This window comes from Pseudomonas sp. HMSC065H01 (genome assembly GCF_001815235.1).
Classification (GTDB): Bacteria; Pseudomonadota; Gammaproteobacteria; order Pseudomonadales; family Pseudomonadaceae; genus Pseudomonas; species Pseudomonas aeruginosa.
This window is the reverse complement of the sequence record NZ_KV819895.1, coordinates 182,904-205,212: the sequence shown is the minus strand read 5'-3', so window position 1 is coordinate 205,212 and position 22,309 is coordinate 182,904. Positions and strand designations below refer to the sequence as shown.

Below are 22,309 nucleotides of genomic sequence, written 5' to 3'. Positions count from 1 at the left end.
CTGAGAAGTGCGCGGCGGGGCCGGTCGCTTGCCGGCCCGGTGCGCGGGACGAGCACCTTCGTCCCGGGGTGGCCCGGCCGGGCGGTCGGGGAGGTCGATATGCGGATGCCGTGCCGGCTCGCGCTGGCGCTGTTGTTGTGCTTCGCCGGCCCGGCCTGTTTCGCGGCCTCCGGACCGGTTCGGGTGCTCTCGGTGGATGGTGCGATCGGCCCGGCCAGCGCCGATTACCTGGTGCGCGGCATCGAGCGTGCCGCCGAGGACGGCGCGCAACTGGTGGTGCTGGAACTGGACACGCCCGGCGGCCTGGACGCATCGATGCGGCGCATCGTCAAGGCGATCCTCGCCAGCCAGGTGCCGGTCGCCGGTTTCGTCGCGCCCAGCGGGGCGCGGGCGGCGAGCGCCGGCACCTACATCCTGTATGCCTGCCATATCGCGGCGATGGCGCCGGGGACCAACCTCGGCGCTGCCACCCCGGTGCGCCTGGGGACGCCGGACAAGCCCGCAGAGAAGCCCCCGGCGCGGGACGCCGGACCCATGGCGCGCAAGCAGGTCAACGACGCCGCCGCCTATATCCGTGGCCTCGCGCAACTGCGCGGGCGCAACGCCGAGTGGGCCGAGCGCGCGGTGCGCGAGGCGGTCAGCCTGGCGGCGCACGAGGCCGCGGCGCAGAAGGTGATCGACCTGCAGGCCCGCGACCTGCCCGACCTGCTGCGCCAGCTCGACGGCCGCAGCCTGCGCGTCGGCGAGCGCGCGCTGACCCTGGCTACCGCCGGCGCCACGGTCGAGCGCCAGGCACCGGACTGGCGCGCGCGGTTGCTGGCGGTGCTCACCGATCCCAGCGTGGCGCTGATCCTGATGATGATCGGCATCTACGGGCTGATCTTCGAACTGGCCAATCCCGGCATGGCGCTGCCCGGCGTGCTCGGCGGCATCTGCCTGCTGCTCGGCCTGTACGCCCTGCAGATGCTGCCGGTCAACTACGCCGGGCTGGCGCTGATCGCGCTGGGCCTGGCGTTCATGGTGGGTGAGGCGTTCGTCGCCAGCTTCGGCGTGCTCGGCATCGGCGGAATCGTCTCGTTCGTGGTCGGCGCGCTGATCCTGATCGATACCGAGGTGCCCGGCTACGGCATTCCGCCCGGCCTGGTGGTGGCCCTGGCGTTGCTCAGCGCCGCGCTGATCGTCGGTCTGCTGGGCATGGCCCTGCGTACTCGCCGGCAAGCGGTGGTAAGTGGCACCGCCGGATTGGTCGGCAGCCTGGCGACGGTGGCGGCGGTGGATTCCGAACAACCCTGCGCAGGCTGGGTGCAGCTCCAGGGCGAGCGCTGGCGGGTGCTCGCCGCGCGGCCGCTGGCGGTGGGCCAGCCGGTCTGGGTGCTGGCGCGCAAGGGCCTGCTCCTGGAAGTCGCGCTGGCCGATGAAGGAGGTGGATGATGGGTATTTCCTATGGTTTGGCGATGTTGCTGGTGTTCCTCGCGCTGCTGCTGTTCAGCGCGCTGCGCATCCTCCGCGAGTACGAGCGCGGCGTGGTGTTCCAGCTCGGGCGGTTCTGGAAGGTCAAGGGGCCGGGGCTGGTGCTGGTGATCCCGGCGATCCAGCAGATGGTGCGCATCGACCTGCGCACCATCGTCCTCGACGTGCCGCCGCAGGATGTGATTTCCCGCGACAACGTTTCGGTGAAGGTCAACGCGGTGGTGTACTTCCGCGTGCTCGATCCGCAGAAGGCGATCATCCAGGTGGAGAACTACCTGGCCGCCACCAGCCAGTTGGCCCAGACCACCCTGCGCGCGGTGCTGGGCAAGCACGAACTGGACGAGATGCTCGCCGAGCGCGAGCGCCTGAACCTGGATATCCAGCAAGTGCTCGATGCGCAGACCGACGCCTGGGGCATCAAGGTGGCGAATGTGGAAATCAAGCACGTCGATCTCAACGAATCGATGGTTCGCGCCATCGCCCGGCAGGCCGAGGCGGAGCGTGAGCGCAGAGCCAAGGTGATCCATGCCGAGGGCGAGCTGCAAGCCTCGGAGAAACTCATGCAGGCGGCGCAGATGCTCGGCCGGCAGAGTGGCGCCATGCAGTTGCGCTACATGCAGACCCTCGGCGCGATCGCCGGCGACAAGAGTTCGACCATCGTCTTCCCGATGCCGATCGAACTCTTCGGCGGCAAGTACGCAGGTGCCGCGCCGCGGAACGAAAAGGCCGCCGGAGAGGAAGAGGAGAGGTGAACGCGTGCGGTTTGTGATGGAAATATCATCGAGCCGCGACACGGGGACATGCGTGCCCGGGGTCGGGATGGCTATGCTGTGGCGATCCACTCCCGGGACGCTCCTTCATGCTGCGATGCGCACTCCTGCTGCTGACATTGCTCCTCCCTTGCGCGCTGCCTGCCGCCAACCTGCGCCTGGTCGGCGACTCCTGGCCGCCTTTCGTCGATTCGCGCCTGCCTGGCAACGGCCTGGCGGTGGAACTGGTGACCACCGCGCTCAAGCGCGCCGGCTTCGACTCGAGTTTCCAGCAGGTACCCTGGTCGCGTGCCCTGTACGGCGTGCGCAGCGGCGACTACGACATCGCCCTGAGCGCCTGGTACGAGCCCGCCCGCAGCCTCTACGGGCAGTTTTCCCGCGCCTACCTGAGCAACCGCATCCGCCTGCTGCAACGCAAGGGGCGGGGTATCGAGTTTTCCCGCCTGAGCGACCTGCGTCCCTACCGCATCGCGGTCGTGCGCGACTATGCCTACGCGCCCGAATTCGACCGTGACAGCCGTCTGCAGAAGGTCAACGTGACCAGCTTCGCCAACGCCGCGCGGATGCTCGAGGCGGGGCGGGTCGACCTGGCGGTGGAGGACGAGCTGGCGCTGGGGGTCGCCTTCAAGGGCGAACTGGCCGATTTGCGCGACAAGCTGGAGGTACTGCCCATCCCGCTTGGCGAGAACGGCCTGCACCTGCTGGTGAGCCTGAGGAATCCCCGGCATGACGAGATCGTCGACGGCTTCGACCTGGCCATCCGCGGCATGCGCGACGACGGCAGCTACCAGCGCCTGCTGGAGCGCTACGGCGCGCGCTAGGGCTGGCCTGGCAGTGGCTGCGCGCCGGCCAGTTCCTTCTTCAGCAAGTGCGCGGCCAGGGTGCGCAGCGGGGCGAGCTGGCGGCAGATGTGCGCCAGTTGGGTCTGTACCAGGCGATGGCTGTCGTCCATGTCCTCGGGCATCTGCTCCAGTTCCTTGGCCAGCGCTTCCTCCTCTTCGCTGTAGATGGCGACCGGGCGTTTCTGTTCCAGGCTCGCGGCGATTTCCTCGAGGCTGGCGGAGAGCCGCTCGGCGGCGCGCTCCAGGAGGCCGTCGCTGGCGTCCTCGGGCAGGCTTTCGCGGTGCGCGCCGAGACCTGATAGATAGCTGAGCAGGGTGTGCGAGAGGACCAGGAAGCGGAAGCCGATCTCGGCGTCCTTCCTGAAATGGCCGGGTTCCAGGAGCATGTTCGACAGGGTGGTCGACAGCGCCGCGTCGGCGTTGTGCGCGTTGCGCCGGGCGGTGCGGTAGTCGAGGTCGTCGCGCTTGCCGGTGGCGTACTGCTGCATGATCTGCCGCAGGTAACGGCTGTTGCAGGCGAGGGTGTTGGCGAGCATGCGGTTGAGCCGGCGGCCCTGCCAGTCGGGCAGCACCAGGAACACCGCGAGGCCGGCGATCAGGCTGCCCAGCAAGGTATCGAACAGGCGGGGCAGGATCAGCCCGTAGCCATCGCCGACCTGGTTGAAGCAGAACAGCACCAGCAGGGTGATCGCCGCCGTCGCCAGGGTATAGCGACTGCTGCGGGTGGCGAAGAAGGCGACCCCGGCGGCGACCGCGAACAGCGACTGCACCAGCGGGCTGGGGAACAGGTCGATCAGCGCCCAGCCGACCACCAGGCCGACCACCGTACCGAGGATCCGCTGCACCAGGCGCAGGCGGGTCGCGCCATAGTTGGGCTGGCAGACGAACACCGTGGTGAGCAGTATCCAGTAGCCCTGGGTCGGATGGATCCAGTGCAGCACGCCGTAGCCGGCGGTCAGCGCCAGGGACATGCGCAGGCCGTGGCGGAACAGCAGCGAGGTCGGGGTGAGCTGCTGGCGCAGGCGCTCGAAGGCGTCCTTCAGGCTGCGCGGCGAGCGGTCGAGCAGGGCGCTGTCCTGTTCGTCGGCGATGGCGTCCGGGTTGCTCGCCCCGGCCAGCTTGCGGTCCAGCGTGGTGAGGTTGGCGGCCAGGGCGCCGAGCGAGCGCAGCAGGCCCTTCCAGGCCGGGTTGCTCTGCTGGCGCAGGTGTTCGAGCGAGGCCTGGAGGTCTTCCAGGGCCAGCTCGCGGTCGGCGTAGTCGAACGGCTGGCGCAGGCGGATAGCCCGCGCCAGGGCCTGGCAGGCCTTGCCCTGCTGGTTGAGCAGGCGCTGGCAGCGGAACAGCACGTCGCTGTGGAAGAACGCCTCGGCCAGCCGGTTGTACGGGTAGTGCGAGGAACTGGCGCGCTCGTGGACGTCCTGGGCGATGAAATAGAGCTTCAGGTAGCGGCTCACCTTGGGGCCCGGCCGGCCATGGCCGAGACGGTTGAGAATGGTCTCCTTGGCCTGGTTCAGCGCCACCACCACCTTGCCGTTCTGCCGTGCCAGGGCGAGGCGCTGGCCCTCCACGTCGAGCTGGCGCAACGGTTCGAACAGGCTCGACTTGATCCTCAGGTATTCGCCCAGCTCGAAATACAGGCGGGAAAGACTCTGCTGCACCGGCTGGTTGGAGAACAGCGCGTTCCACAGTACCGAGAGCAGCCCGTACCAGGCCGCCCCGGCCACCAGCAGCAGCGGTTCGTGCCAGACATCGGCGACCTCGCCGCCGCGCTGGTCCACGCCGATCATGGTGTAGATCGAGAGGATCAGGGTCGCCGAGGCGATCGCCGCATAGCGCTCGCCGAGGGCGCCGAGGAGGATCATGCCGAACGCCGACAGCGCCATCCCGGAAACGAACAGCCAGGGATAGGGGAACAGCAACTCGACGGCGAAGGCGGCGACGCTGAAGCACAGCAGGGTCACCAGCAGCGCTTGCAGGCGGCCGAGCCAGTTGTCGTCGGTCTCCGCCAGGGCGCTGGCGATGATCCCGAGGAACAGCGGGATCAGCAGCTCGATGCGGTCCTGCCACCAGCACAGCAGCAGGGCGCCGGCCAGGGCGATGAATACCCGCAGGCTATAGGCGAACTTGTCGAGGGCCCAGAGGCGGCGGAGCGTGTGTGTCAACGAAGAGGGCGGCATGGGGGCGGAGTGCTATCCGATGGTCCGTGGTTCAGCCTATGTGGCCTGTCCGGCTAATTCAATCGGCCGATTTCGCGCGACTGGAAGTCCGCTGCCCGCCGCAGTCGCAGGAAGCGCTGCCGTGGGCAACTCGGTCGAGCCGGGCATCTGGCGGATGCAGGCTTCGTGCCTGCGAACGCTAAGACGTCGTCGCCGCGCCGAACGTTACCCGGCGGCGATATCGCGCGCCGGAGCGGGCCCGGCAAGCGAAGCGGCGGCGCGCTAAAGCAGGCGGACCTTGAACGAGCGACCCTTGATCTTGCCTTCGCTCAGGCGCTTGAGGGCCTGGTGGGCGAGGCCGCGCTCGATGGCGACGAAGGCCTGGAAGTCGAAGATGGCGATCTTGCCCACCGCGCTGCCGGGCAGCCCGGCGTCGCCGGTGAGGGCACCGAGCAGGTCGCCGGGGCGCACCTTGTCCTTGCGTCCGCCGGCGATGCACAGGGTGCTCATCGGCGGCAGCAATGGCTCCGGGCTGGCCTTCAACTGGCCGAGGGCGTACCAGGCCAGCGGCTGCTTCTGCAGGTCCTCGATGGCCTGCGCGCGGCTGGCCTCGGCCGGCGCCACCAGCGACAGGGCCAGGCCTTTCTCGCCGGCGCGACCGCTGCGTCCGATGCGATGGATGTGGACCTCCGGGTCGCGCGCCAGCTCGACGTTGATCACCGTTTCCAGGGCGGCGATGTCCAGCCCGCGGGCGGCCACGTCGGTGGCCACCAGTACGTTGCAACTGCGGTTGGCGAACACCGTCAGGACCTGGTCGCGCTCGCGCTGCTCCAGGTCGCCGTGCAGGGCCAGGGCGGAAATCCGCTGCGCCTTCAGTGCGTCGGCCAGCTCCTGGCACTGCTGGCGGGTCTGGCAGAAGGCCACGCAGGACTGCGGCCGGAAATGCTGGAGCAGGCGTACCACGGCGTCCATGCGCTGCTTCGGATCGATCTCGAAGAAGCGCTGCTCGATCTGGCTGTCGGCGTGCAGCGACTCGACCCTCACCTGTCGCGGATCGCGCATGAAGGTCTTCGCCAGCTTCTCGATGCCGTCCGGGTAGGTGGCGGAGAACAGCAGGGTCTGCCGGCGCTCGGGGAGCTGGCCGATGATCTCGGCGATGCTGTCGTAGAAGCCCATGTCGAGCATCCGGTCGGCTTCGTCGAGGACTAGGGTATTGAGCCCGTCGAGGACCAGGGTGCCTTTGCGCAGGTGCTCCTGGATGCGCCCCGGGGTGCCGACCACCACGTGCGCGCCGTGCTCCAGCGAAGCCACCTGCGGGCCGTAGGGGACGCCGCCGCAGAGGGTCAGGACCTTGATGTTGTCGGCGGCGCGGGCCAGCCGGCGGATCTCCTTGGCGACCTGGTCGGCCAGTTCGCGGGTCGGGCACAGCACCAGCGCCTGGCAGCCGAAGTAGCGCGGGTTCAGCGGGCTGAGCAGGGCGAGGCCGAAGGCCGCGGTCTTGCCGCTGCCGGTCTTGGCCTGGGCGATCAGGTCGTGGCCCTGGAGGATCAGCGGCAGGCTCTGCGCCTGGATCGGCGTCATCTCCCGGTAACCGAGGGAGTCGAGATTGGCCAGGAGGTCCGCGGAAAGCGGCAGCGAGGAGAAAGCGGTGGAGGTCACGGGGCAGGGCTCGGCAGGCGATACGAGCGGCTAGTCTAGCAGCCTGCGGCGGCTTGCCGCGTGCGATCGCCGCCGGAGCAGCAGCGACAGGCAATGTATCTTTGGCCAGTACCGTTCGTCCGAAAAACGAAAAAAGCGCGTTTCTGTATTTTTATACAGGTTCGCTTTCCTCAGTTTTTTGTCGTAGAGTGCTGACACTGTGTTTGCATGGGTCGCCGTCGATCGTGACCTGATGCGGTCGGAAATTCCAGCCCGTCCTGCTCGACTCCTTGTAACTCCTTGCAACTCAGTTACCGGCTACGATTTCGTGGCTAAATCAATACCCATAGTTCCAAGGAGAACTTGCAATGTCCCGTCAGAACGGCACCGTTAAGTGGTTCAACGAAACCAAAGGCTACGGCTTCATTACCCCGGAAAGCGGCCCGGACGTTTTCGTTCACTTCCGTGCCATCGAAGGTAACGGCTTCAAGACCCTGGCCGAAGGCCAGAAGGTCAGCTTCGAAGTCGTACAAGGCCAGAAAGGCATGCAGGCCGAGCGCGTTCAGGTGATCAACTAAGATCCCTGGGCCCCAGCCCGAAGAACCCGGATGGAAGCATCCGGGTTTTTTATTGCCCGGAGAAAACCGTCACACTGTCTTCGCCTGCCGTTCACCCTGTCTTGACGAGTTCCCGCCCAGAGTGGCCCGGTCCCGTTCGGAGTCGTTTCGATGAAGCCTGTGCAATCCCGTCGTCTGGCCTTCGCCGCGCTGTTGTCGCTGTCGTTCTCTTCCGCGTCCTGCCATGCCGCCACCGAGCACTGGGGCTGGATCGAGCAGTCCTGGCTGATGCCCGAGCGCATGCAGGCCAAGGCCAAGCTGGATACCGGCGCGCTGACCTCGTCGCTGGACGCGAGGAATATCCATCGCTACAGGAAGGACGGCGAGCGCTGGGTGCGCTTCGATGTCGTGCTGCCCACCGCCGACAGCAAGGCGCCGGTCAGCGTGACCTTCGAGCGCAAGGTGCTGCGGCTGATCAAGGTACGCGGCGCCGGCGGCAGCGACAGCCGTCCGGTGGTGGCGATGGACATCTGCCTGGGCGCCAAGCTGCTGCGCGAGCAGTTCTCCCTGCGCGACCGCGGCAACATGAACTATCCGGTGCTGCTCGGTCGCCGCACGCTCGAACACCTCGGCGCGGTCGACGTGTCCCGAACCTTTACCCGCAAACCTACCTGCAGCGCGCTCGCCGCTCAGTAGAAGAACCAGCGCAGCAGTCCAGCGCCCAGCGCCACCCAGAACAGCACGATCAGCGCAGCCATCCACAGGTTGCGCGGGTGCGTCTCGACCTCGCGAGCCCGCGCGCGGCACTCGGCGAGCAGCGTGGGTGGGGTGAGGCGGATCGCCAGCCAGATCCCCAGCGGCACCAGCAACAGGTCGTCGAGGTAGCCGAGCAGCGGTATGAAGTCCGGGAACAGGTCGATCGGACTCAGCGCATAGGCCACCACCAGCAGAGCCACCAGTCGGGCCAGCCAGGGCATGTGCGGATGGCGGCTGCACAGCCAGAGGGCGATGACCTCGGTCTTCAGCTCGCGAGCCCAGCGCTTGAGCGTAGCGATCCAGGCCATCCTAGAGGTCCGGGTCCTTTTCCGGATCGACCCGGCGCGGGCTGGTGCGACCGTCCTCGCTGCCGAGCTGGAAGAAGATCGCCGCGGCCAGCATCGACATCAGGCCGACGCTGACATAGGTGGCGTGGAAGGCGCCGAGTACGGTGTCCTGCCCCGTATCCAGGTCGGTCTGGAAACCGCCCAGCAATGCCGCCGCGCAAGCCACGCCGAGGCTGATCGACAACTGCACGACCACCGACATCAGGCTGTTGCCGCTGCTGGCGTTGCTGTCCTGCAGGTCGATCAGGGTGAGGGTGTTCATCGCCGTGAATTGCAGGGAGTTCACCGCGCCGAGCAGGCTCAGGTGCAGCAGCAGCCAGACGTAGGGGGTGTCCTGGTCGACCAGGCCGAAGCCGGCGATCAGGCAGCCGAGGATCAGGGTGTTGCCGACCAGCAGCTTGCGATAGCCGAAGAAGTCCAGCAGTGGCTTGGCCATCGGCTTGGCGACCATCGCGAACAGCGCCAGCGGGATCATGGTCATGCCCGCGGTGGAGGGCGGGTAGCCCAGTCCCACCTGCAGCAACAGCGGGGTGAGGAAGGGCAGGGCGCCGCTGCCCAGGCGGGCGAACAGGTTGCCGAGGATGCCGACGGCGAAGGTCCGCGCCTTGAACAGGCTCGGTGGGAACAGCGGCTTGTCGATGCGTAGCGCGCGCAGCCAGTAGGCGGTGAGCAGGACCAGTCCGCCGATCAGCAGCAGGACCACGCGCAGGTGCGACAGGTGCAGCTCGCCGAGTCCTTCCAGGGCGATGGAGATCAGCACCATGGAGCCGCCGAAGAGCAGGAAGCCGATGCTGTCGAAACGGCTCGGCACCGGGCTGCGCAGGTCCGGCATCAGCTTCATCGCCACCAGGCAGCCGAGCAGGCCGACCGGCAGGTTGATCAGGAAGATCCAGTGCCAGGAGGCGTACTCCACCAGCCAGCCGCCCAGCGTCGGTCCCGCCAGCGGGCCGAGCAGGCCGGGAATGGTGACGAAGCTGAGCACCCGCACCAGGTCCTGGCGCGGGTAGACGCGCAGGATCACCAGCCGTCCCACCGGCATCATCAGCGCGCCGCCGACGCCCTGTACGATGCGCGCGCCGACCAGCAGTTCGAGGCTCGGCGACAGCGCGCAAAGCAACGAGCCGAGGCTGAACAGCAGTACCGCGCCGAGGAATACCCGGCGTGTGCCGAAACGGTCGGCGATCCACCCCGAGGCCGGTATCAGCAGGGCCACCGTGAGCAGGTAGGCGATCACCACCGCCTGCATGCGCAGCGGGTTTTCGTTCAGCGAACTGGCCATGCTCGGTAGTGCGGTGTTGAGGATGGTGCCGTCGAGGGCTTGCATGAAGAAGGCGACGGCGACCAGCCAGGGCAGTTGGCGGGCGATGCGGGGGGTGAGCTGGAACGGCTCGCTCATGGACGGGCTCCCTCGGGCGGACAGGGCCCAAGCATAGAGAAGTTCTCGCCGCGATGGGACGGCCGGCGACCGGATCGGGGCGAACAGCGGGCATTGCGGCGGAAGTCGCGGCCAGAGAGGTCGCCTTTCATTGTCCTGGGTCAAGCCGAAGCGCTGGCGCTCGCCGGCTGCTGTGCTAGTACTCAAGAGTCACCCCGTCAGTGGCTGCGGATGCGACGTCGGCGCTTCGTCATCGCACGGACATGTCCCGCGTTGCATGCTCGACGGCGCGTGCTTCACCGCCTTGTCGCGATGTTCTCCACGCAGCGCTCGGCGACCCCGGTCGCCGCTGCCGTCGCCGAAGCCCACCTTCCGTGGAAACAGGAGTCCTCCCATGGCCCAGGAACTTTGCGCTATCTGCCACGAACGTCCCGCCGTCGCCCGCGTCAGCCTGGTACAGAACGGCCAGCGCCGCGAACTCGCCCTCTGCGAACTGCACTACCGCCAGTTGATGCGCCAGCAGCGCATGCGCTCGCCGCTGGAGTCGCTGTTCGGCGGCGGCAGCCCGTTCGACGAGATCTTCTCCGGCTTCGGCGAGCAGAGCCCGGTCACCCCGGTGCGCGCCCGCGAGCCGGAGGCGGTGGACATCGCCGAGTACTTCAGCAAGCAGACCACCGAGTACCTGCAACGCGCCGCGCAGGTCGCCGCCGAATTCGGCAAGCGCGAAGTGGACACCGAGCACCTGCTCTACGCCCTGGCCGACGCCGACGTGGTGCAGGCGGTGCTCAAGCAGTTCGGCCTGTCGCCGGCCGACCTCAAGCAGTACATCGAGGCCAACGCCGTGCGCGGCGCCAGCAAGGGCGAGGCGAGCGAGGACATGACCATCTCGCCGCGGGTGAAGAGCGCCTTGCAGCATGCCTTCGCCCTGTCCCGCGAACTCGGCCACAGCTATGTCGGCCCCGAGCACCTGTTGCTCGGCCTGGCGGCGGTGCCGGACAGCTTCGCCGGGACGCTCCTGAAGAAGTACGGCCTGACCGAGCAGGCGCTACGGCAGAAAGCGGTCAAGGTGGTCGGCAAGGGCGCCGAGGACGGCCGCGTGGACGGCCCGAGCAACACTCCGCAACTGGACAAGTTCAGCCGCGACCTGACCCGGCTGGCCCGCGAAGGCAAGCTCGATCCGGTGATCGGCCGCTCGAAGGAAGTCGAGACCACCATCGAGGTTCTCGCCCGGCGCAAGAAGAACAACCCGGTGCTGATCGGCGAGCCCGGCGTCGGCAAGACCGCCATCGTCGAAGGCCTGGCCCAGCGCATGGTCCAGGGCGAGGTGCCGGAGGTGCTGCGCGACAAGCGCCTGGTCGAACTGAACATCAACGCCATGGTCGCCGGCGCCAAGTACCGCGGCGAGTTCGAGGAACGCCTCAAGCAGGTGATGGACGAACTGCAGGCGGCGCAGAGCGAGATCATCCTGTTCATCGACGAGGTGCACACCATCGTCGGTGCCGGCCAGGGCGGCGGCGAAGGCGGGCTGGACGTGGCCAACGTGCTGAAGCCGGCGATGGCGCGTGGCGAGATGAACCTGATCGGCGCCACCACCCTCAACGAGTACCAGAAGTACATCGAGAAGGACGCCGCGCTGGAGCGGCGCTTCCAGCCGGTGTTCGTCCCCGAGCCGACGGTGGAGCAGACCATCTCCATCCTCCGTGGCCTGCGCGACAAGCTCGAAGGCCACCACAAGGTGACCATCCGCGACGAGGCCTTCGTCGCCGCCGCCGAGCTGTCCGATCGCTACATCGGCAACCGCTTCCTGCCGGACAAGGCCATCGACCTGATCGACCAGGCCGCCGCCCGCGTGCGCATCGCCAGCACCTCGCGGCCGGCCGAGATCCAGGAACTGGAGGCCGAGCTGGCGCAGCTCAAGCGCGAGCAGGACTACGCCGCCAGCCGCAAGTGGTACGACGAGGCGAAGGTCTTCGAGAAACGCATCCAGGAACGCAAGGAACACCTCGAGCAGATCACCGAGCGCTGGCAGCAGACCCAGGGGTCGAAGACCGAGGAGGTGCGGGTCGAGGACATCGCCGAGATCATCTCCAGGCTCACCGGCATCCCGGTCACCGAACTGACCGCCGAGGAGCGCGAGAAGCTCCTGCAGATGGAAGAGCGCCTGCACCAGCGGGTGATCGGCCAGCAGGAAGCGATCACCGCGGTCAGCGACGCCGTGCGCCTGGCCCGCGCCGGGCTGCGCCAGGGCAGCCGGCCGATCGCCACCTTCCTGTTCCTCGGCCCGACCGGGGTGGGCAAGACCGAGCTGGCCAAGGCCCTGGCCGAGGTGGTGTTCGGCGACGAAGACGCGATGATCCGCATCGACATGAGCGAATACATGGAGCGCCACGCGGTGTCCCGGCTGATCGGTGCGCCGCCGGGCTACGTCGGCTACGACGAGGGCGGCCAGCTCACCGAGCGGGTGCGCCGGCGGCCGTACAGCGTGATCCTGCTCGATGAGATCGAGAAGGCCCACGCCGACGTCAACAACATCCTCCTGCAGGTGTTCGACGACGGCCGCCTGACCGACGGCAAGGGGCGCGTGGTGGACTTCACCAATACCATCATCATCGCCACCAGCAACCTCGGCTCCGAGCTGATCATGAAGAACGCCCAGGCCGGCGAGTTCGCCCAGCCGCCGGAGAAGCTCAAGCGCGAACTGATGACTACCCTGCGCGGACATTTCCGCCCGGAATTCCTCAACCGCCTCGACGAGGTGATCGTCTTCGAGTCGCTGAGCAAGGCGCAGATCGAGGACATCGTGCGCCTGCAACTGGAGCGGGTGAAGCGCGCCGCGCACGCTCAGGACATCTACCTGCACATCGACGACAGCCTGGTCGGCCACCTCGCCGAAGAGGCCTACCAGCCGGAGTTCGGCGCCCGCGAGCTGAAGCGGCAGATCCGCCAGCAACTGGAGACGCGCCTGGCCACGGCGATGCTCAAGGGCGAGGTGAAAGAGGGCGAGACGGTCACCTTCTTCTACGACGCCAAGGACGGCGTCGGCTACCGCAAGGGCGCCGCGCCGAAGCCGGCGGCACGCAAGAAATCCGGCGCCGGCGAGACGCCCAAGGGCCGCGCGACGGCGGCGAGGAAGCCGGCGGCGAAGAAAGGCGCCGCCGCCAAGGGCAAGGCCGACAAGCCGAAGGCCAAGTGACCCGACCAAGGTTGGGGAACAAGGCACCGGCCGGTCGGTCGAAATCTCACCCCGGCCTGCGAATGCGGCCGGGGCGTTCGATATCTCATGAGGAATTGCCGATGCGCGTCACCACCCACGCTACCCTGGCCGCGGCCCTGCTGCTCAGCGCCGCCTCCGCGTTCGCCTTCAATCTCGGGGATGCCGCCAAGGCGGTCGCCGGGGCATCCCAGGGCGACTCCGCCCAGGTAGCCACCACCCCGCAGACCAGCGGTCTGCTCGGCGCACTCACCGGCCAGCTCGGGGTCAGCCAGGAGCAGGCGGTCGGCGGTACCGGCGCCCTGCTCGGCCTGGCCAAGAACCAGTTGGCCGGCAACGATTATTCGCAACTGGTTAAGACCATCCCCGGCCTCGACAAGCTGGCCGGCAACAACGCCCTGGCCGGTCTCGGCGGGCTCGGCAACGTGCTCGGCAAGAGCGGCGGCGACAGCAAGGGCCTCGGTTCGCTGCTCGGCAATGCGGACAGCATGGGCGACGTGAACAAGGCCTTCGGCACCCTGGGCATGGATAGCGGGATGACCGAGAAGTTCGCCCAGGTGCTGGTCGACTACTTCGGCAAGCAGGGCGCCAACAGCGAGCTGCTGGGCAGCCTGAGCAATCTCTGGGGAGTGAGCAAGGCGGGCGGCTCGTCGCTGCTCTGATCTGCCGCCAGCGGATCGGCGGATAACCGCGTTGCGGTTATTCGCCCTACGAAGTGGGTGCGGCGCCCGGATATTCGTTGCCCGCACCGGTAGGGCGAATAACGCCCCCGGCGTTATCCGCCGCTGCGCCGTGGAAACGGCGGATAACCGCGTTGCGGTTATTCGCCCTACGAGATGGGTGTGCTTCGGCCGGTACTTCAGCGCAGTTGCCGCAAGCGGGCGATGCGTTCGTCCTTTTCTTCCCACATGCGCGAGACCCATTCCTGCACGTACTGGCGGAACACCGGGTCGTTCTCGTAGTCGCCCTGCCACAGGGCGGGATCGATCGGCCGGGTCTGGATGTCGACGATCACCTTCGGCACCCGTCCGCAGAGCAGGTCCCAGAATCCCGGAACCTTGTCGCTCGGGTAGACCACGGTGACGTCGAGCAGGGCGTCCAGCTGCTCGCCCAGCGCGGCGAGGACGAAGGCCACCCCGCCGGCCTTGGGCTTGAGCAGGTGGCGATAGGGCGACTGTTGCCGGGCCTTCTTCTGCTCGCTGAAGCGCGTGCCTTCCAGGTAGTTCACCACGGTCACCGGGATGCGCTTGAACTTCTCGCAGGCGGCCTTGGTGATCTCCAGGTCCTTGCCCTTGAGTTCCGGGTGCTTCTCCAGGAAGGCCTTGGAATAGCGCTTCATGAACGGATACTCCAGCGCCCACCAGGCCAGGCCGAGGAAGGGCACCCAGATCAGCTCCTTCTTGAGGAAGAACTTGAAGTACGGGGTGCGCCGGTTGAACACCTGGATCAACGCGGGGATGTCGACCCAGGACTGGTGGTTGCTCACCACCAGGTACGAGGTGTCCTGGCGCAGGTCGCCGGCGCCGCGCACGTCCCAGACCGTCGGCGTGCAGGTGGCGAAGATCCACTTGTCGATCTCCGCCCAGGTCTCGGCGATCCACATCACGCCCCTGGAGCAGAGGTCTTTCAGGCGCTGGCCGGGGAGCACCAGCTTGAGCAGTGCGATCAGCATCATCGGGCCGATCAGGATCAGCGTGTTGAGAAGCAGCAGAAGGCTGCTGGTCAGGCCGGTCAACAGTTCCCGCATGGTTGGTTTCCCTGTCCTGGGTGTGGGTCGACGCGGCCCATCATACGCATCCGCGCCGCGCCGCCCAAGCCGCCGGCGTGGCGAACGAAACCGCGCCGTGCTAGTCCTATGTGGACCTCGTATCACTTCAGGAGATGCCCGCGTGAAGCGTGCCCTTGCCTTGCTCTCGCTGTTCGCCCTGCCGGTCCTCGCCGCCGAACCCAACCTCTACGGCCGCTACGAATGGGTCTCCCTGCCGGAGCTGGACCGCACCCTGCAGGCGAAGATGGACACCGGCGCCTACACCTCCTCGCTGTCGGCCAAGGACATCGAGTTGTTCCAGCGCGACGGCGAGGAGTGGGTGCGCTTCCGGCTGGCCACCAAGGAGGCCGACGGCTCGGTGTTCGAGCACAAGCTGGCGCGCATCGGCAAGATCAAGAACCGCGCCGACAACCGCAGCGGCGAGGACGAGGATGAGGACCGCCTGAGCGAACGCCCGGTGATCGACCTGCAGGTCTGCCTGGGCGGAGCGATGAAGACCATCGAGGTCAACCTCACCGACCGCAGCGCCTTCAACTATCCGTTCCTGATGGGCACCAAGGGCTTGCGCAAATTCCACGTCGCGGTCGATCCCTCCGAGCGCTTCGTCGCCGACAAGCCCACCTGCAAGTAAGCGTCCTACGCCACCGGCGGCGCGATTGACGCGCGCGCCGGCTTGCGGCACCGTTCCGGCATTCCCGTCAGCCGCCGTCACGCCATGCCGCATATCCTGATCGTCGAAGATGAAGCCGCGATTGCCGACACCCTGCTCTACGCCCTGCAGGCCGAAGGCTTCGCCACCACCTGGGTGACCCTCGCCGGCGAGGCGCTGGCGTTGCAGGAGCGCCAGCCGGCGGATCTGCTGATCCTCGACGTCGGTCTGCCGGACATCAGCGGTTTCGAGGCCTGCAAGCGCCTGCGGCGGTTCTCCGAGGTGCCGGTGATCTTCCTCACCGCGCGCGATGCCGAGATCGACCGCGTGGTCGGCCTGGAGATCGGCGCCGACGACTACGTGGTCAAGCCGTTCAGCCCGCGCGAGGTGGCGGCTCGGGTCAAGGCCATCCTCAAGCGCATGGCGCCGCGCCCGGCGGCGCTGGAAGGGGCCGCGCCGAGCGGGCCGTTCCAGGTCGACGAGGAGCGCGTGCGGATCCACTACCGCGACACCCCGCTCAACCTCACCCGCCACGAGTTCCGCCTGTTGCAGACGCTGCTCGGGCAGCCCGAGCGGGTATTCAGCCGCGAGCAGTTGCTCGACGCCCTCGGCGTCGCCAGCGAGGCCGGCTACGAGCGCAACATCGACAGCCACATCAAGAGCCTGCGCGCCAAGCTGCGCCAGGTGAACGAACGCGGCGAAGCGATCCAGACCCATCGCGGCCTGGGCTACAGCTACAGCCCGGACCACGCCTGATGCCGCTCGGCGTTCGGATCTTCCTGGTCTACTTCCTGTTCGTCGGTCTCACCGGCTACTTCGTGCTGAGCACGGTGATGGACGAAGTGCGCCCCGGCGTGCGCCAGTCCACCGAGGAAACCCTGGTGGACACCGCCAACCTGCTCGCCGAGATCCTCCGCCAGGACGTGAAGAACGGCACCCTGGCACAGAGCGACCTGCCGGAGATGCTCGAGGACTACGGCAAGCGGGTGCCGCAGGCGGATATCTGGGGCTTGCGCAAGGAGGCGGTGAACCACCGCATCTACGTCACCGACGCCAGCGGCAAGGTGCTGCTGGACTCCGCCGGGGTGGCCGTCGGCCAGGACTATTCGCGCTGGAACGACGTCTACCTGACTCTCCGGGGCCAGTACGGCGCGCGCTCCAGCCGCGAAGACCCGGACGACCCGGATTCCTCGGTGATGTACGTGGCGGCGCCGATCAAGGATGGCGGGAAGATCATCGGGGTGGTTTCGGTGGCCAAGCCGAACAGCAGCCTGCAACCCTACATCGACCGCTCGCAGCGGCGCCTGGCCTGGCTCGGTGCCGGGCTGATCGCCCTCGGGCTGCTGGTCGGCGGCCTGCTCTCCTGGTGGCTCAGCGGCGCGCTGCGGCGCCTCACCCAGTACGCACAGGCGGTCAGCGAGGGGCGCCGCGCCGAGCTGCCGCGCTATCGCGGCGGCGAGATGGCGCAACTGGCCGACGCGGTGGAACGCATGCGCACGCAACTGGAAGGCAAGGACTACGTCGAGCGCTACGTGCATACCCTGACCCACGAACTGAAGAGCCCATTGGCGGCGATCCGTGGCGCCGCCGAGTTGCTCGACGGCGAGATGCCGGCCGAGCAGCGGGCGCGCTTCGTCGGCAACATCGCCGGCGAGAGCGAGCGCCTGCAACAACTGATCGAGCGCCTGCTGAGCCTGGCCCAGGTGGAGCAGCGGCAAGGCCTGGAGGAGGTCGGCAAGGTCGACCTGCGGGAGATCGCCGCGTCCCTGCTGGAAGGCCAGGCGGCGCGTATCCAGCGCCAGCGATTGCGGGTGGAGAACCGCCTGGAAGGTCCCTGCGAGGTTCGCGGCGAGCAGTTCCTGCTGCGCCAGGCGCTGGCCAACCTGCTCGACAACGCCCTCGACTTCACCCCGCCCGGCGGCATCCTTCGCCTGCTCGCCGAGGTCGACGGCGAGGGTATCGCCTTGCGCCTGTTCAACCAGGGGCCGGCGATTCCCGACTACGCCCTGGCGCGCCTCACCGAACGCTTCTACTCGCTGCCGCGCCCGGCCAGCGGGCGCAAGAGCACCGGGCTGGGACTGAACTTCGTCGCCGAGGTGGCGCAACTGCATGGCGGCCGGTTGCAGGTCGGCAACCGCGACGACGGCGTCGAGGCGCTGCTCTGGCTGCCGCGCGGCTGAGGCGCCTCCACGGAAACTCCATCGACTCTCCACACGGCGACCCGAAGCCCGCCATCGCGGCGCCGCAGACTTTCCGCCATCACCCCGACGGAGAGTCCCCCCATGAACCGCACGCTGGCCTACAAGCTCGGCGCCATCGCCCTACTCATCCTGCTATTGCTGATTCCCCTGTTGATGATCGACGGCCTGATCCGCGATCGCCAGGAGGTTCGTGACGGCGTGCTGCAGGATATCGCCCGCAGCTCCAGCTACAGCCAGCGCCTCACCGGCCCGCTGCTGGTGGTGCCGTACCGCAGGACGGTGCGCGAGTGGGTCACCGAGGAGAAGACCGAGAAGCGCGTGTTGCAGGAGCGCGAGCAGCGCGGCGAGCTGTACTTCCTGCCCGACCGCTTCGCCCTCGACGGGCAGATGCGCACCGAGCTGCGCTACCGCGGCATCTACCAGGCGCGCCTGTACCACGTCGACAACAAGGTTGCCGGCTACTTCCAGGTGCCTGCGCACTATGGCATCGAAGAAGACCTGGAGGACTACCAGTTCGAAACGCCGTTCCTGGCGATGGGCGTCAGCGACATCCGCGGCATCGAGAATGCCCTGCGCCTGTCCCTCAACGGTGCCAGCGTCGACTTCGAGCCGGGTAGCCGGGTCGGCCTGCTCGGCAGCGGTGTGCACGCACCGCTGCAAGGCGTCGACGGGCGCCAGGCGCAGCGCCTGGAGTACGCCTTCGACCTGTCGTTGCTCGGCAGCGAGCGGCTGGACATCGTGCCGGTGGGCCGCGACAGCCAGGTCATCCTGAAGGCCGACTGGCCGCACCCGAGCTTCGGCGGCGAGTTCCTGCCCAGCGAGCGGGAGATCACCGCCCAGGGCTTCACCGCGCGCTGGCAGACCAGCTTCTTCGCCACCAACATGGAAGAGGCGCTGCGCAGTTGCGTGGAGGAGCAGCGTTGCGACGGCTTCCAGGCGCGCGCCTTCGGCGTCGGCCTGGTCGATCCGGTGGACCAGTACCTGAAGGCCGACCGCGCGATCAAGTACGCGCTGCTGTTCATCACCCTGACCTTCGCCGGCTTCTTCCTCTTCGAGGTGCTCAAGCGCCTGGCGGTACACCCGGTCCAGTACGCGCTGGTCGGCCTGGCGCTGGCGTTCTTCTACCTGCTGCTGCTGTCGCTGGCCGAGCACGTCGGCTTCGAGCTGGCCTACCTGGTCTCCGCCGGAGCCTGCGTCGGCCTGATCGGCTTCTACCTGTGCTTCGTCCTGCGCAGCGTGGCCCGAGGGCTGGGCTTCAGCGCCGGCCTGGCAGGGCTGTACGGCCTGCTCTACGGCTTGCTGAGCGCGGAGGACTACGCCTTGCTGATGGGCTCGCTGCTGCTGTTCGCGGTGCTTGCCGCGGTGATGGTGCTGACCCGCCGCCTGGACTGGTACGGGGTCGGCCGCAAGGACTTCCCGGCGGTACCCGCCAGGGCCTGACGACGAAGGCGGCGGCGCCGGCCGCCGCCGATTTCCAAGGAGGAAAAGCATGCGCCTGTTCTTCGAGTTCACCCTCTGTGCCGCCCTCGGCCTGCTGGTCAGCGGCGTGATCCTGATCTTTCTGCTGTTCTTCGGCAAGTTCGGCCTGATCGAGTACTGGATCGCCAGCGGCAAGCCCCTGGCCCACGCCATGCTGGTGCTGATGCCGGACGGATTCTGGGAAGGCCTCAGCGGCATCGAGGGCGCCGCCGGCAATCCGCACGTGCGCTCCTTCCTGGAGCTTTGCATGGGGCTCGGACAGAGCGCGCTGTTGCTGGGCCTGCTGCTGTTCCGCCTGGTGTGCTGGAAATGAACGGCTATGTCGGCCTGCGCGACGACCGTCGCGACGGCGAGCGCCTGGCGGCGCGGATCGGCCTGCTGTTCCCCGGCCCCTCGGCGGCCTGGCTGCAACGCGCCGAGCGCCTGCGGCGGCAGCAGGCGTCGGCGGGCCTCGGGGTCAGGCGCGGGTGGCCTGCATCGACGGGCGCTGGCTGACTTCGGCGAACCAGGCGGCGAGTCGCGGGTAGCGGCCGCGCCAGTCCCACTCCGGCTGGCGCAGGTCGAGATAGCCCAGGGCGCAGGCGACGCCGATGGCGGCGATGTCGAAGCGCGCCTGCAGTTCGGCGATGCAGTCGCCCTCCAGCCACGCCAGGGACCGCCCGATCTTTTCCCGCTGTGCTTCGAGCCAGGTGTCCCAGCGCTTCTCCTCGGGGCGGACGAAGGTTTCGTAGCGGGACAGCACCGCGGCGTCGAGGACGGCGTCCGCCAGCGAGGCGATGGTCAGGCGTCGCCAGCGGGCGCTGCCTTCGCGGGGGATCAGCGGTTCGCCGACGTGCTGCTGGTCGAAGTAGTCGCAGATCACCCGGCTGTCGTGCAGCACCTGGCCGTCCGGCAGGCGCAGGGCGGGAATCTTGCCGGCCGGGTTGCTGGCGTTGAGCTGCCGGATGGGCGCGACCGGCGTCGGCGTGACTTCCTCGAGCGCCACGCGCTCGCGTTGGCCGGTTTCGTGGAGCAGGACCAGGACCTTGCGCACGAAGGGCGAGGCGGCGGCGTAGAACAGCGTATGGGTAGCGCTCATGCGGGCTCCTTGGAAGGATCAGTCGCGGACGACGCGCAGACGATCGGCGGCAGGCTCGGCGCTCCAGGTTTCTCCGGGGCGACCGCCGAGCAGGGCGTTGCCGGGCGCCGGCCGGTCGCTGGGCAGGACGCGGAATGTCGCCTGCTCACTGTCGAAACGCAAGAGCGCCCCGCTGGCGGCGTCGTGCAGCCAGACACGGTCCATGGCGTCGACCCGCAGGCTGTCCGGGCGGGCCTGGCTGTCCGGCAGCGGCCAGCTCTGCCACGAGGCATCGCTGGGATCGTAGCGGTACAGCCGGGCGCCACCGCTGTCGCTGGCCCAGAGCCTGCCGATGGAGTCGGCGCCGATCCCGCGCAAGGCCTTCGTGCCTTCAGGCGCGGGCAACCGCTCGGCGCTGCCGTCGAGCGGATCGACATGCACCAGCGCGTCGTCCTGCGCGTACCAGACCTCGCCGTCCGGGGTGACGCAGATGCCGTTCGCCGCCTTGCCCTGGGGCGAGGGCCAGACCTCCACCAGGCGCCTGGCTGGGTCGAGGCGACCGTGGAAGCCGCGGCTGCCGGTGAACCAGAGGCGCCCGTCGTCGTCGAATACCGCGGACTCGAGCCCGGCCGGCGCGGCCTTGGCCGGTAGCGGGAAACGTTCGCTGCCCAGGCGCTCGCCGCCGATGCGAAGGATGGCGTTGAGGCCGCTGTCGAGCACCCAGGCGTTGCCGCTCTCGTCGCTGACGATGGCTCGCGGCCGCGCGCCTTCGCCGAGCGGCACCTGCACGCTCTCGCCACTGGTCGGGTCGAGGCGCCCCAGCGAATGCCCGCCGTCCGCGCCGTACCAGACCGCACCCTGTGCACTGGGCGCGACCGCGTAGGGCGCGGAGCCCTTGTCCAGCGGGTAGTACTGTTCGCCGGCCAGGGCGGCGCCGGTCGACGACAGGGCCAGGAACAGGCCCAGCAGCGGGTAGGGCAGGTGACGCATACGGTTCTCCCGGAACGACGAGCGGAACGTGGAAAGGCTCTGTCTTGCTATTCTGGCAGCGCATTGAGCATAGGAGGAACTGCGAATGGCCACAGTGGAAATACTCGGGGCGGAATGCCGCGCGGGGGGCGCGGTGAACGACGATGCGCTGGGCTGCACGGCGCAGGCCGCCTGGGTGATCGACGGTGCCACCAGCATCGGTCGCAGCGTGCTGGGCGTGGAAAGCGACGCGCGCTGGCTGGCCCAGGCGGTGGACCGGCACCTGCGGTTGCTGCTGGAAGTCGAGCCCGAGCAATCCAGCGAGACCCTGCTGCGGCGCCTGCTCAACGATATCCAGGGCGACTTCCGCGCCCAGAGCGGCCGCGACTGGCACGACCTCGAAGACATGCCGGCGGCCTGCCTGAGCCTGCTGCGGATTCGCGGCGGAGAAATCGAACTGCTCAACATCGGCGACAGCCGGATCCTCGTCGAAGGCGCCGACGGCCAGGTACGCAGCTTCGGCGATTCGGCCCTACACGAACTGGATCGGCAATCCCTGGCGCATTTCTGCCGGATGCGCGAGGAACATCCGCAGTGGGATCACGCCGAACTGTTCAAGGCCAGCCGCCCGCGCGTGCGGCAGAACCGCCTGCTGATGAACAAGCCCGAGGGCTACTGGGCGCTGGACATCAGCGACCGCTGGCTCGGCCAGGTGCAGCGCGAGACCTTGCCGCTCGCCGCGTTGCGTTCCTTCGTGCTGATGACCGACGGCTTCGACCGGCTGGTCGAGCCTTTCCGCCGCTATACCGACGAACAGTTGCTGCGGCGCCTCGAGGACGTCGGAGTGAGCGCCATGCTCGACGAGTTGCGCGAGATCGAACAGGGCGACGACCAGGCCCTGGCTTTCCCGCGTTTCAAGATCCACGACGACGCCAGCGCGCTGTGGGGTCGGATCGCGGGGTGAACGATGATCTCCGGCGCCCGGAATGCAGGTCCTCCCCATTGCGCCGGCTGCCGATATCCCGGCCCTCTCCCTCAGGCGGGAGGAGGGCATCCGGTGCCCG

General features: G+C 68.1%; 21 protein-coding genes. 14 read left to right on the top strand and 7 right to left on the bottom strand.

Translation table 11 applies throughout. The annotated features are described in order from the left end of the window. The first annotated feature begins 99 nt into the window (after positions 1-99). The 3 genes from HMPREF3014_RS17115 (at position 100) to HMPREF3014_RS17105 (ending at position 3,061) form a co-directional block, all read left to right on the top strand. Positions 100-1,431 (top strand): NfeD family protein, encoded by a 1,332-nt coding sequence (locus HMPREF3014_RS17115; RefSeq protein ID WP_023086914.1) that lies wholly within the window; start codon positions 100-102, stop codon positions 1,429-1,431. Next, a complete protein-coding gene (locus HMPREF3014_RS17110; RefSeq protein WP_003118835.1) occupies positions 1,428-2,222 on the top strand; it encodes a slipin family protein in 795 nt (264 codons plus the stop codon). Before HMPREF3014_RS17115 ends, HMPREF3014_RS17110 begins: the two co-directional genes overlap by 4 nt. A 107-nt stretch (positions 2,223-2,329) precedes the next feature. Continuing rightward, positions 2,330-3,061: a substrate-binding periplasmic protein gene (locus HMPREF3014_RS17105; RefSeq protein ID WP_003099929.1), complete on the top strand. Its 732-nt coding sequence runs from the start codon at positions 2,330-2,332 to the stop codon at positions 3,059-3,061. Here the strand turns inward: HMPREF3014_RS17105 and yccS are convergent. Then, positions 3,058-5,259 (bottom strand): YccS family putative transporter, encoded by a 2,202-nt coding sequence (yccS, locus tag HMPREF3014_RS17100; protein ID WP_019371386.1) that lies wholly within the window; start codon positions 5,257-5,259, stop codon positions 3,058-3,060. The genes HMPREF3014_RS17105 and yccS overlap by 4 nt on opposite strands. 261 nt (positions 5,260-5,520) lie before the next feature. Continuing rightward, a complete protein-coding gene (dbpA, locus tag HMPREF3014_RS17095; protein WP_003113273.1) occupies positions 5,521-6,897 on the bottom strand; it encodes an ATP-dependent RNA helicase DbpA in 1,377 nt (458 codons plus the stop codon). Positions 6,898-7,244: 347 nt separating this feature from the next. On the opposite strand from dbpA, the gene HMPREF3014_RS17090 reads away from it, so the two are divergent. Both HMPREF3014_RS17090 and HMPREF3014_RS17085 read left to right on the top strand, forming a co-directional pair. Continuing rightward, positions 7,245-7,454 (top strand): cold-shock protein, encoded by a 210-nt coding sequence (locus HMPREF3014_RS17090; RefSeq protein WP_003084710.1) that lies wholly within the window; start codon positions 7,245-7,247, stop codon positions 7,452-7,454. A 150-nt stretch (positions 7,455-7,604) separates the two neighbouring features. After that, a complete protein-coding gene (locus HMPREF3014_RS17085; protein WP_003099931.1) occupies positions 7,605-8,129 on the top strand; it encodes a retropepsin-like aspartic peptidase RloA3 in 525 nt (174 codons plus the stop codon). Here HMPREF3014_RS17085 and HMPREF3014_RS17080 read toward each other — a convergent pair. Next, positions 8,123-8,497 carry a YkvA family protein gene (locus HMPREF3014_RS17080; RefSeq protein ID WP_023086915.1) on the bottom strand — a complete coding sequence of 125 codons (375 nt, stop codon included), beginning with the start codon at positions 8,495-8,497 and terminating at the stop codon, positions 8,123-8,125. The genes HMPREF3014_RS17085 and HMPREF3014_RS17080 overlap by 7 nt on opposite strands. A 1-nt stretch (position 8,498) precedes the next feature. Beyond that, positions 8,499-9,932 (bottom strand): multidrug transporter subunit MdtD, encoded by a 1,434-nt coding sequence (mdtD, locus tag HMPREF3014_RS17075; protein WP_003084717.1) that lies wholly within the window; start codon positions 9,930-9,932, stop codon positions 8,499-8,501. A gap of 373 nt (positions 9,933-10,305) precedes the next feature. On the opposite strand from mdtD, the gene clpG reads away from it, so the two are divergent. Beyond that, positions 10,306-13,104 carry an AAA family protein disaggregase ClpG gene (gene clpG, locus HMPREF3014_RS17070; protein WP_003117917.1) on the top strand — a complete coding sequence of 933 codons (2,799 nt, stop codon included), beginning with the start codon at positions 10,306-10,308 and terminating at the stop codon, positions 13,102-13,104. Between the two features lie 101 nt (positions 13,105-13,205). Continuing rightward, entirely contained in the window at positions 13,206-13,784 is a 579-nt protein-coding gene (locus HMPREF3014_RS17065; protein WP_003084725.1) for a DUF2780 domain-containing protein, read from the top strand. A 197-nt stretch (positions 13,785-13,981) separates the two neighbouring features. Here HMPREF3014_RS17065 and HMPREF3014_RS17060 read toward each other — a convergent pair whose 3' ends face one another. Continuing rightward, on the bottom strand, positions 13,982-14,869 hold the full coding sequence (locus HMPREF3014_RS17060; RefSeq protein ID WP_003099939.1) for an acyltransferase: 888 nt from the start codon (positions 14,867-14,869) through the stop codon (positions 13,982-13,984). Between the two features lie 142 nt (positions 14,870-15,011). Between HMPREF3014_RS17060 and HMPREF3014_RS17055 the strand changes: the two genes are divergently transcribed. The 6 genes from HMPREF3014_RS17055 (at position 15,012) to HMPREF3014_RS17030 (ending at position 19,714) form a co-directional block, all read left to right on the top strand. Beyond that, a complete protein-coding gene (locus tag HMPREF3014_RS17055) occupies positions 15,012-15,521 on the top strand; it encodes a retropepsin-like aspartic peptidase RloA2 (protein WP_003113269.1) in 510 nt (169 codons plus the stop codon). An 84-nt stretch (positions 15,522-15,605) separates the two neighbouring features. Then, positions 15,606-16,295 (top strand): two-component system response regulator CreB, encoded by a 690-nt coding sequence (gene creB / locus HMPREF3014_RS17050; protein WP_003084734.1) that lies wholly within the window; start codon positions 15,606-15,608, stop codon positions 16,293-16,295. Beyond that, on the top strand, positions 16,295-17,719 hold the full coding sequence (gene creC, locus HMPREF3014_RS17045) for a two-component system sensor histidine kinase CreC (protein ID WP_003123892.1): 1,425 nt from the start codon (positions 16,295-16,297) through the stop codon (positions 17,717-17,719). Before creB ends, creC begins: the two co-directional genes overlap by 1 nt. A 102-nt stretch (positions 17,720-17,821) precedes the next feature. After that, positions 17,822-19,180 (top strand): cell envelope integrity protein CreD, encoded by a 1,359-nt coding sequence (creD, locus tag HMPREF3014_RS17040; protein ID WP_023086916.1) that lies wholly within the window; start codon positions 17,822-17,824, stop codon positions 19,178-19,180. Between the two features lie 49 nt (positions 19,181-19,229). Further along, complete coding sequence (locus tag HMPREF3014_RS17035; protein WP_003084737.1) at positions 19,230-19,532, top strand: hypothetical protein; 303 nt, start codon at positions 19,230-19,232, stop codon at positions 19,530-19,532. Then, a complete protein-coding gene (locus tag HMPREF3014_RS17030; protein ID WP_003084739.1) occupies positions 19,529-19,714 on the top strand; it encodes a hypothetical protein in 186 nt (61 codons plus the stop codon). The genes HMPREF3014_RS17035 and HMPREF3014_RS17030 overlap by 4 nt, the downstream gene beginning before the upstream one ends. On the opposite strand, the gene HMPREF3014_RS17025 is transcribed toward HMPREF3014_RS17030, so the two are convergent. Further along, the gene (locus tag HMPREF3014_RS17025; RefSeq protein WP_003113265.1) at positions 19,677-20,297 is read right to left on the bottom strand and encodes a glutathione S-transferase; all 621 of its coding nucleotides are present in this window, start codon (positions 20,295-20,297) and stop codon (positions 19,677-19,679) included. The two genes, HMPREF3014_RS17030 and HMPREF3014_RS17025, sit on opposite strands and share 38 nt — an antisense overlap. An 18-nt stretch (positions 20,298-20,315) precedes the next feature. Further along, on the bottom strand, positions 20,316-21,266 hold the full coding sequence (locus HMPREF3014_RS17020; protein WP_003099948.1) for a Vgb family protein: 951 nt from the start codon (positions 21,264-21,266) through the stop codon (positions 20,316-20,318). An 85-nt stretch (positions 21,267-21,351) separates the two neighbouring features. Here HMPREF3014_RS17020 and HMPREF3014_RS17015 point away from each other — a divergent pair, with 85 nt between their 5' ends. After that, on the top strand, positions 21,352-22,209 hold the full coding sequence (locus HMPREF3014_RS17015) for a PP2C family serine/threonine-protein phosphatase (RefSeq protein WP_003099950.1): 858 nt from the start codon (positions 21,352-21,354) through the stop codon (positions 22,207-22,209). Positions 22,210-22,309: the final 100 nt, after the last annotated feature.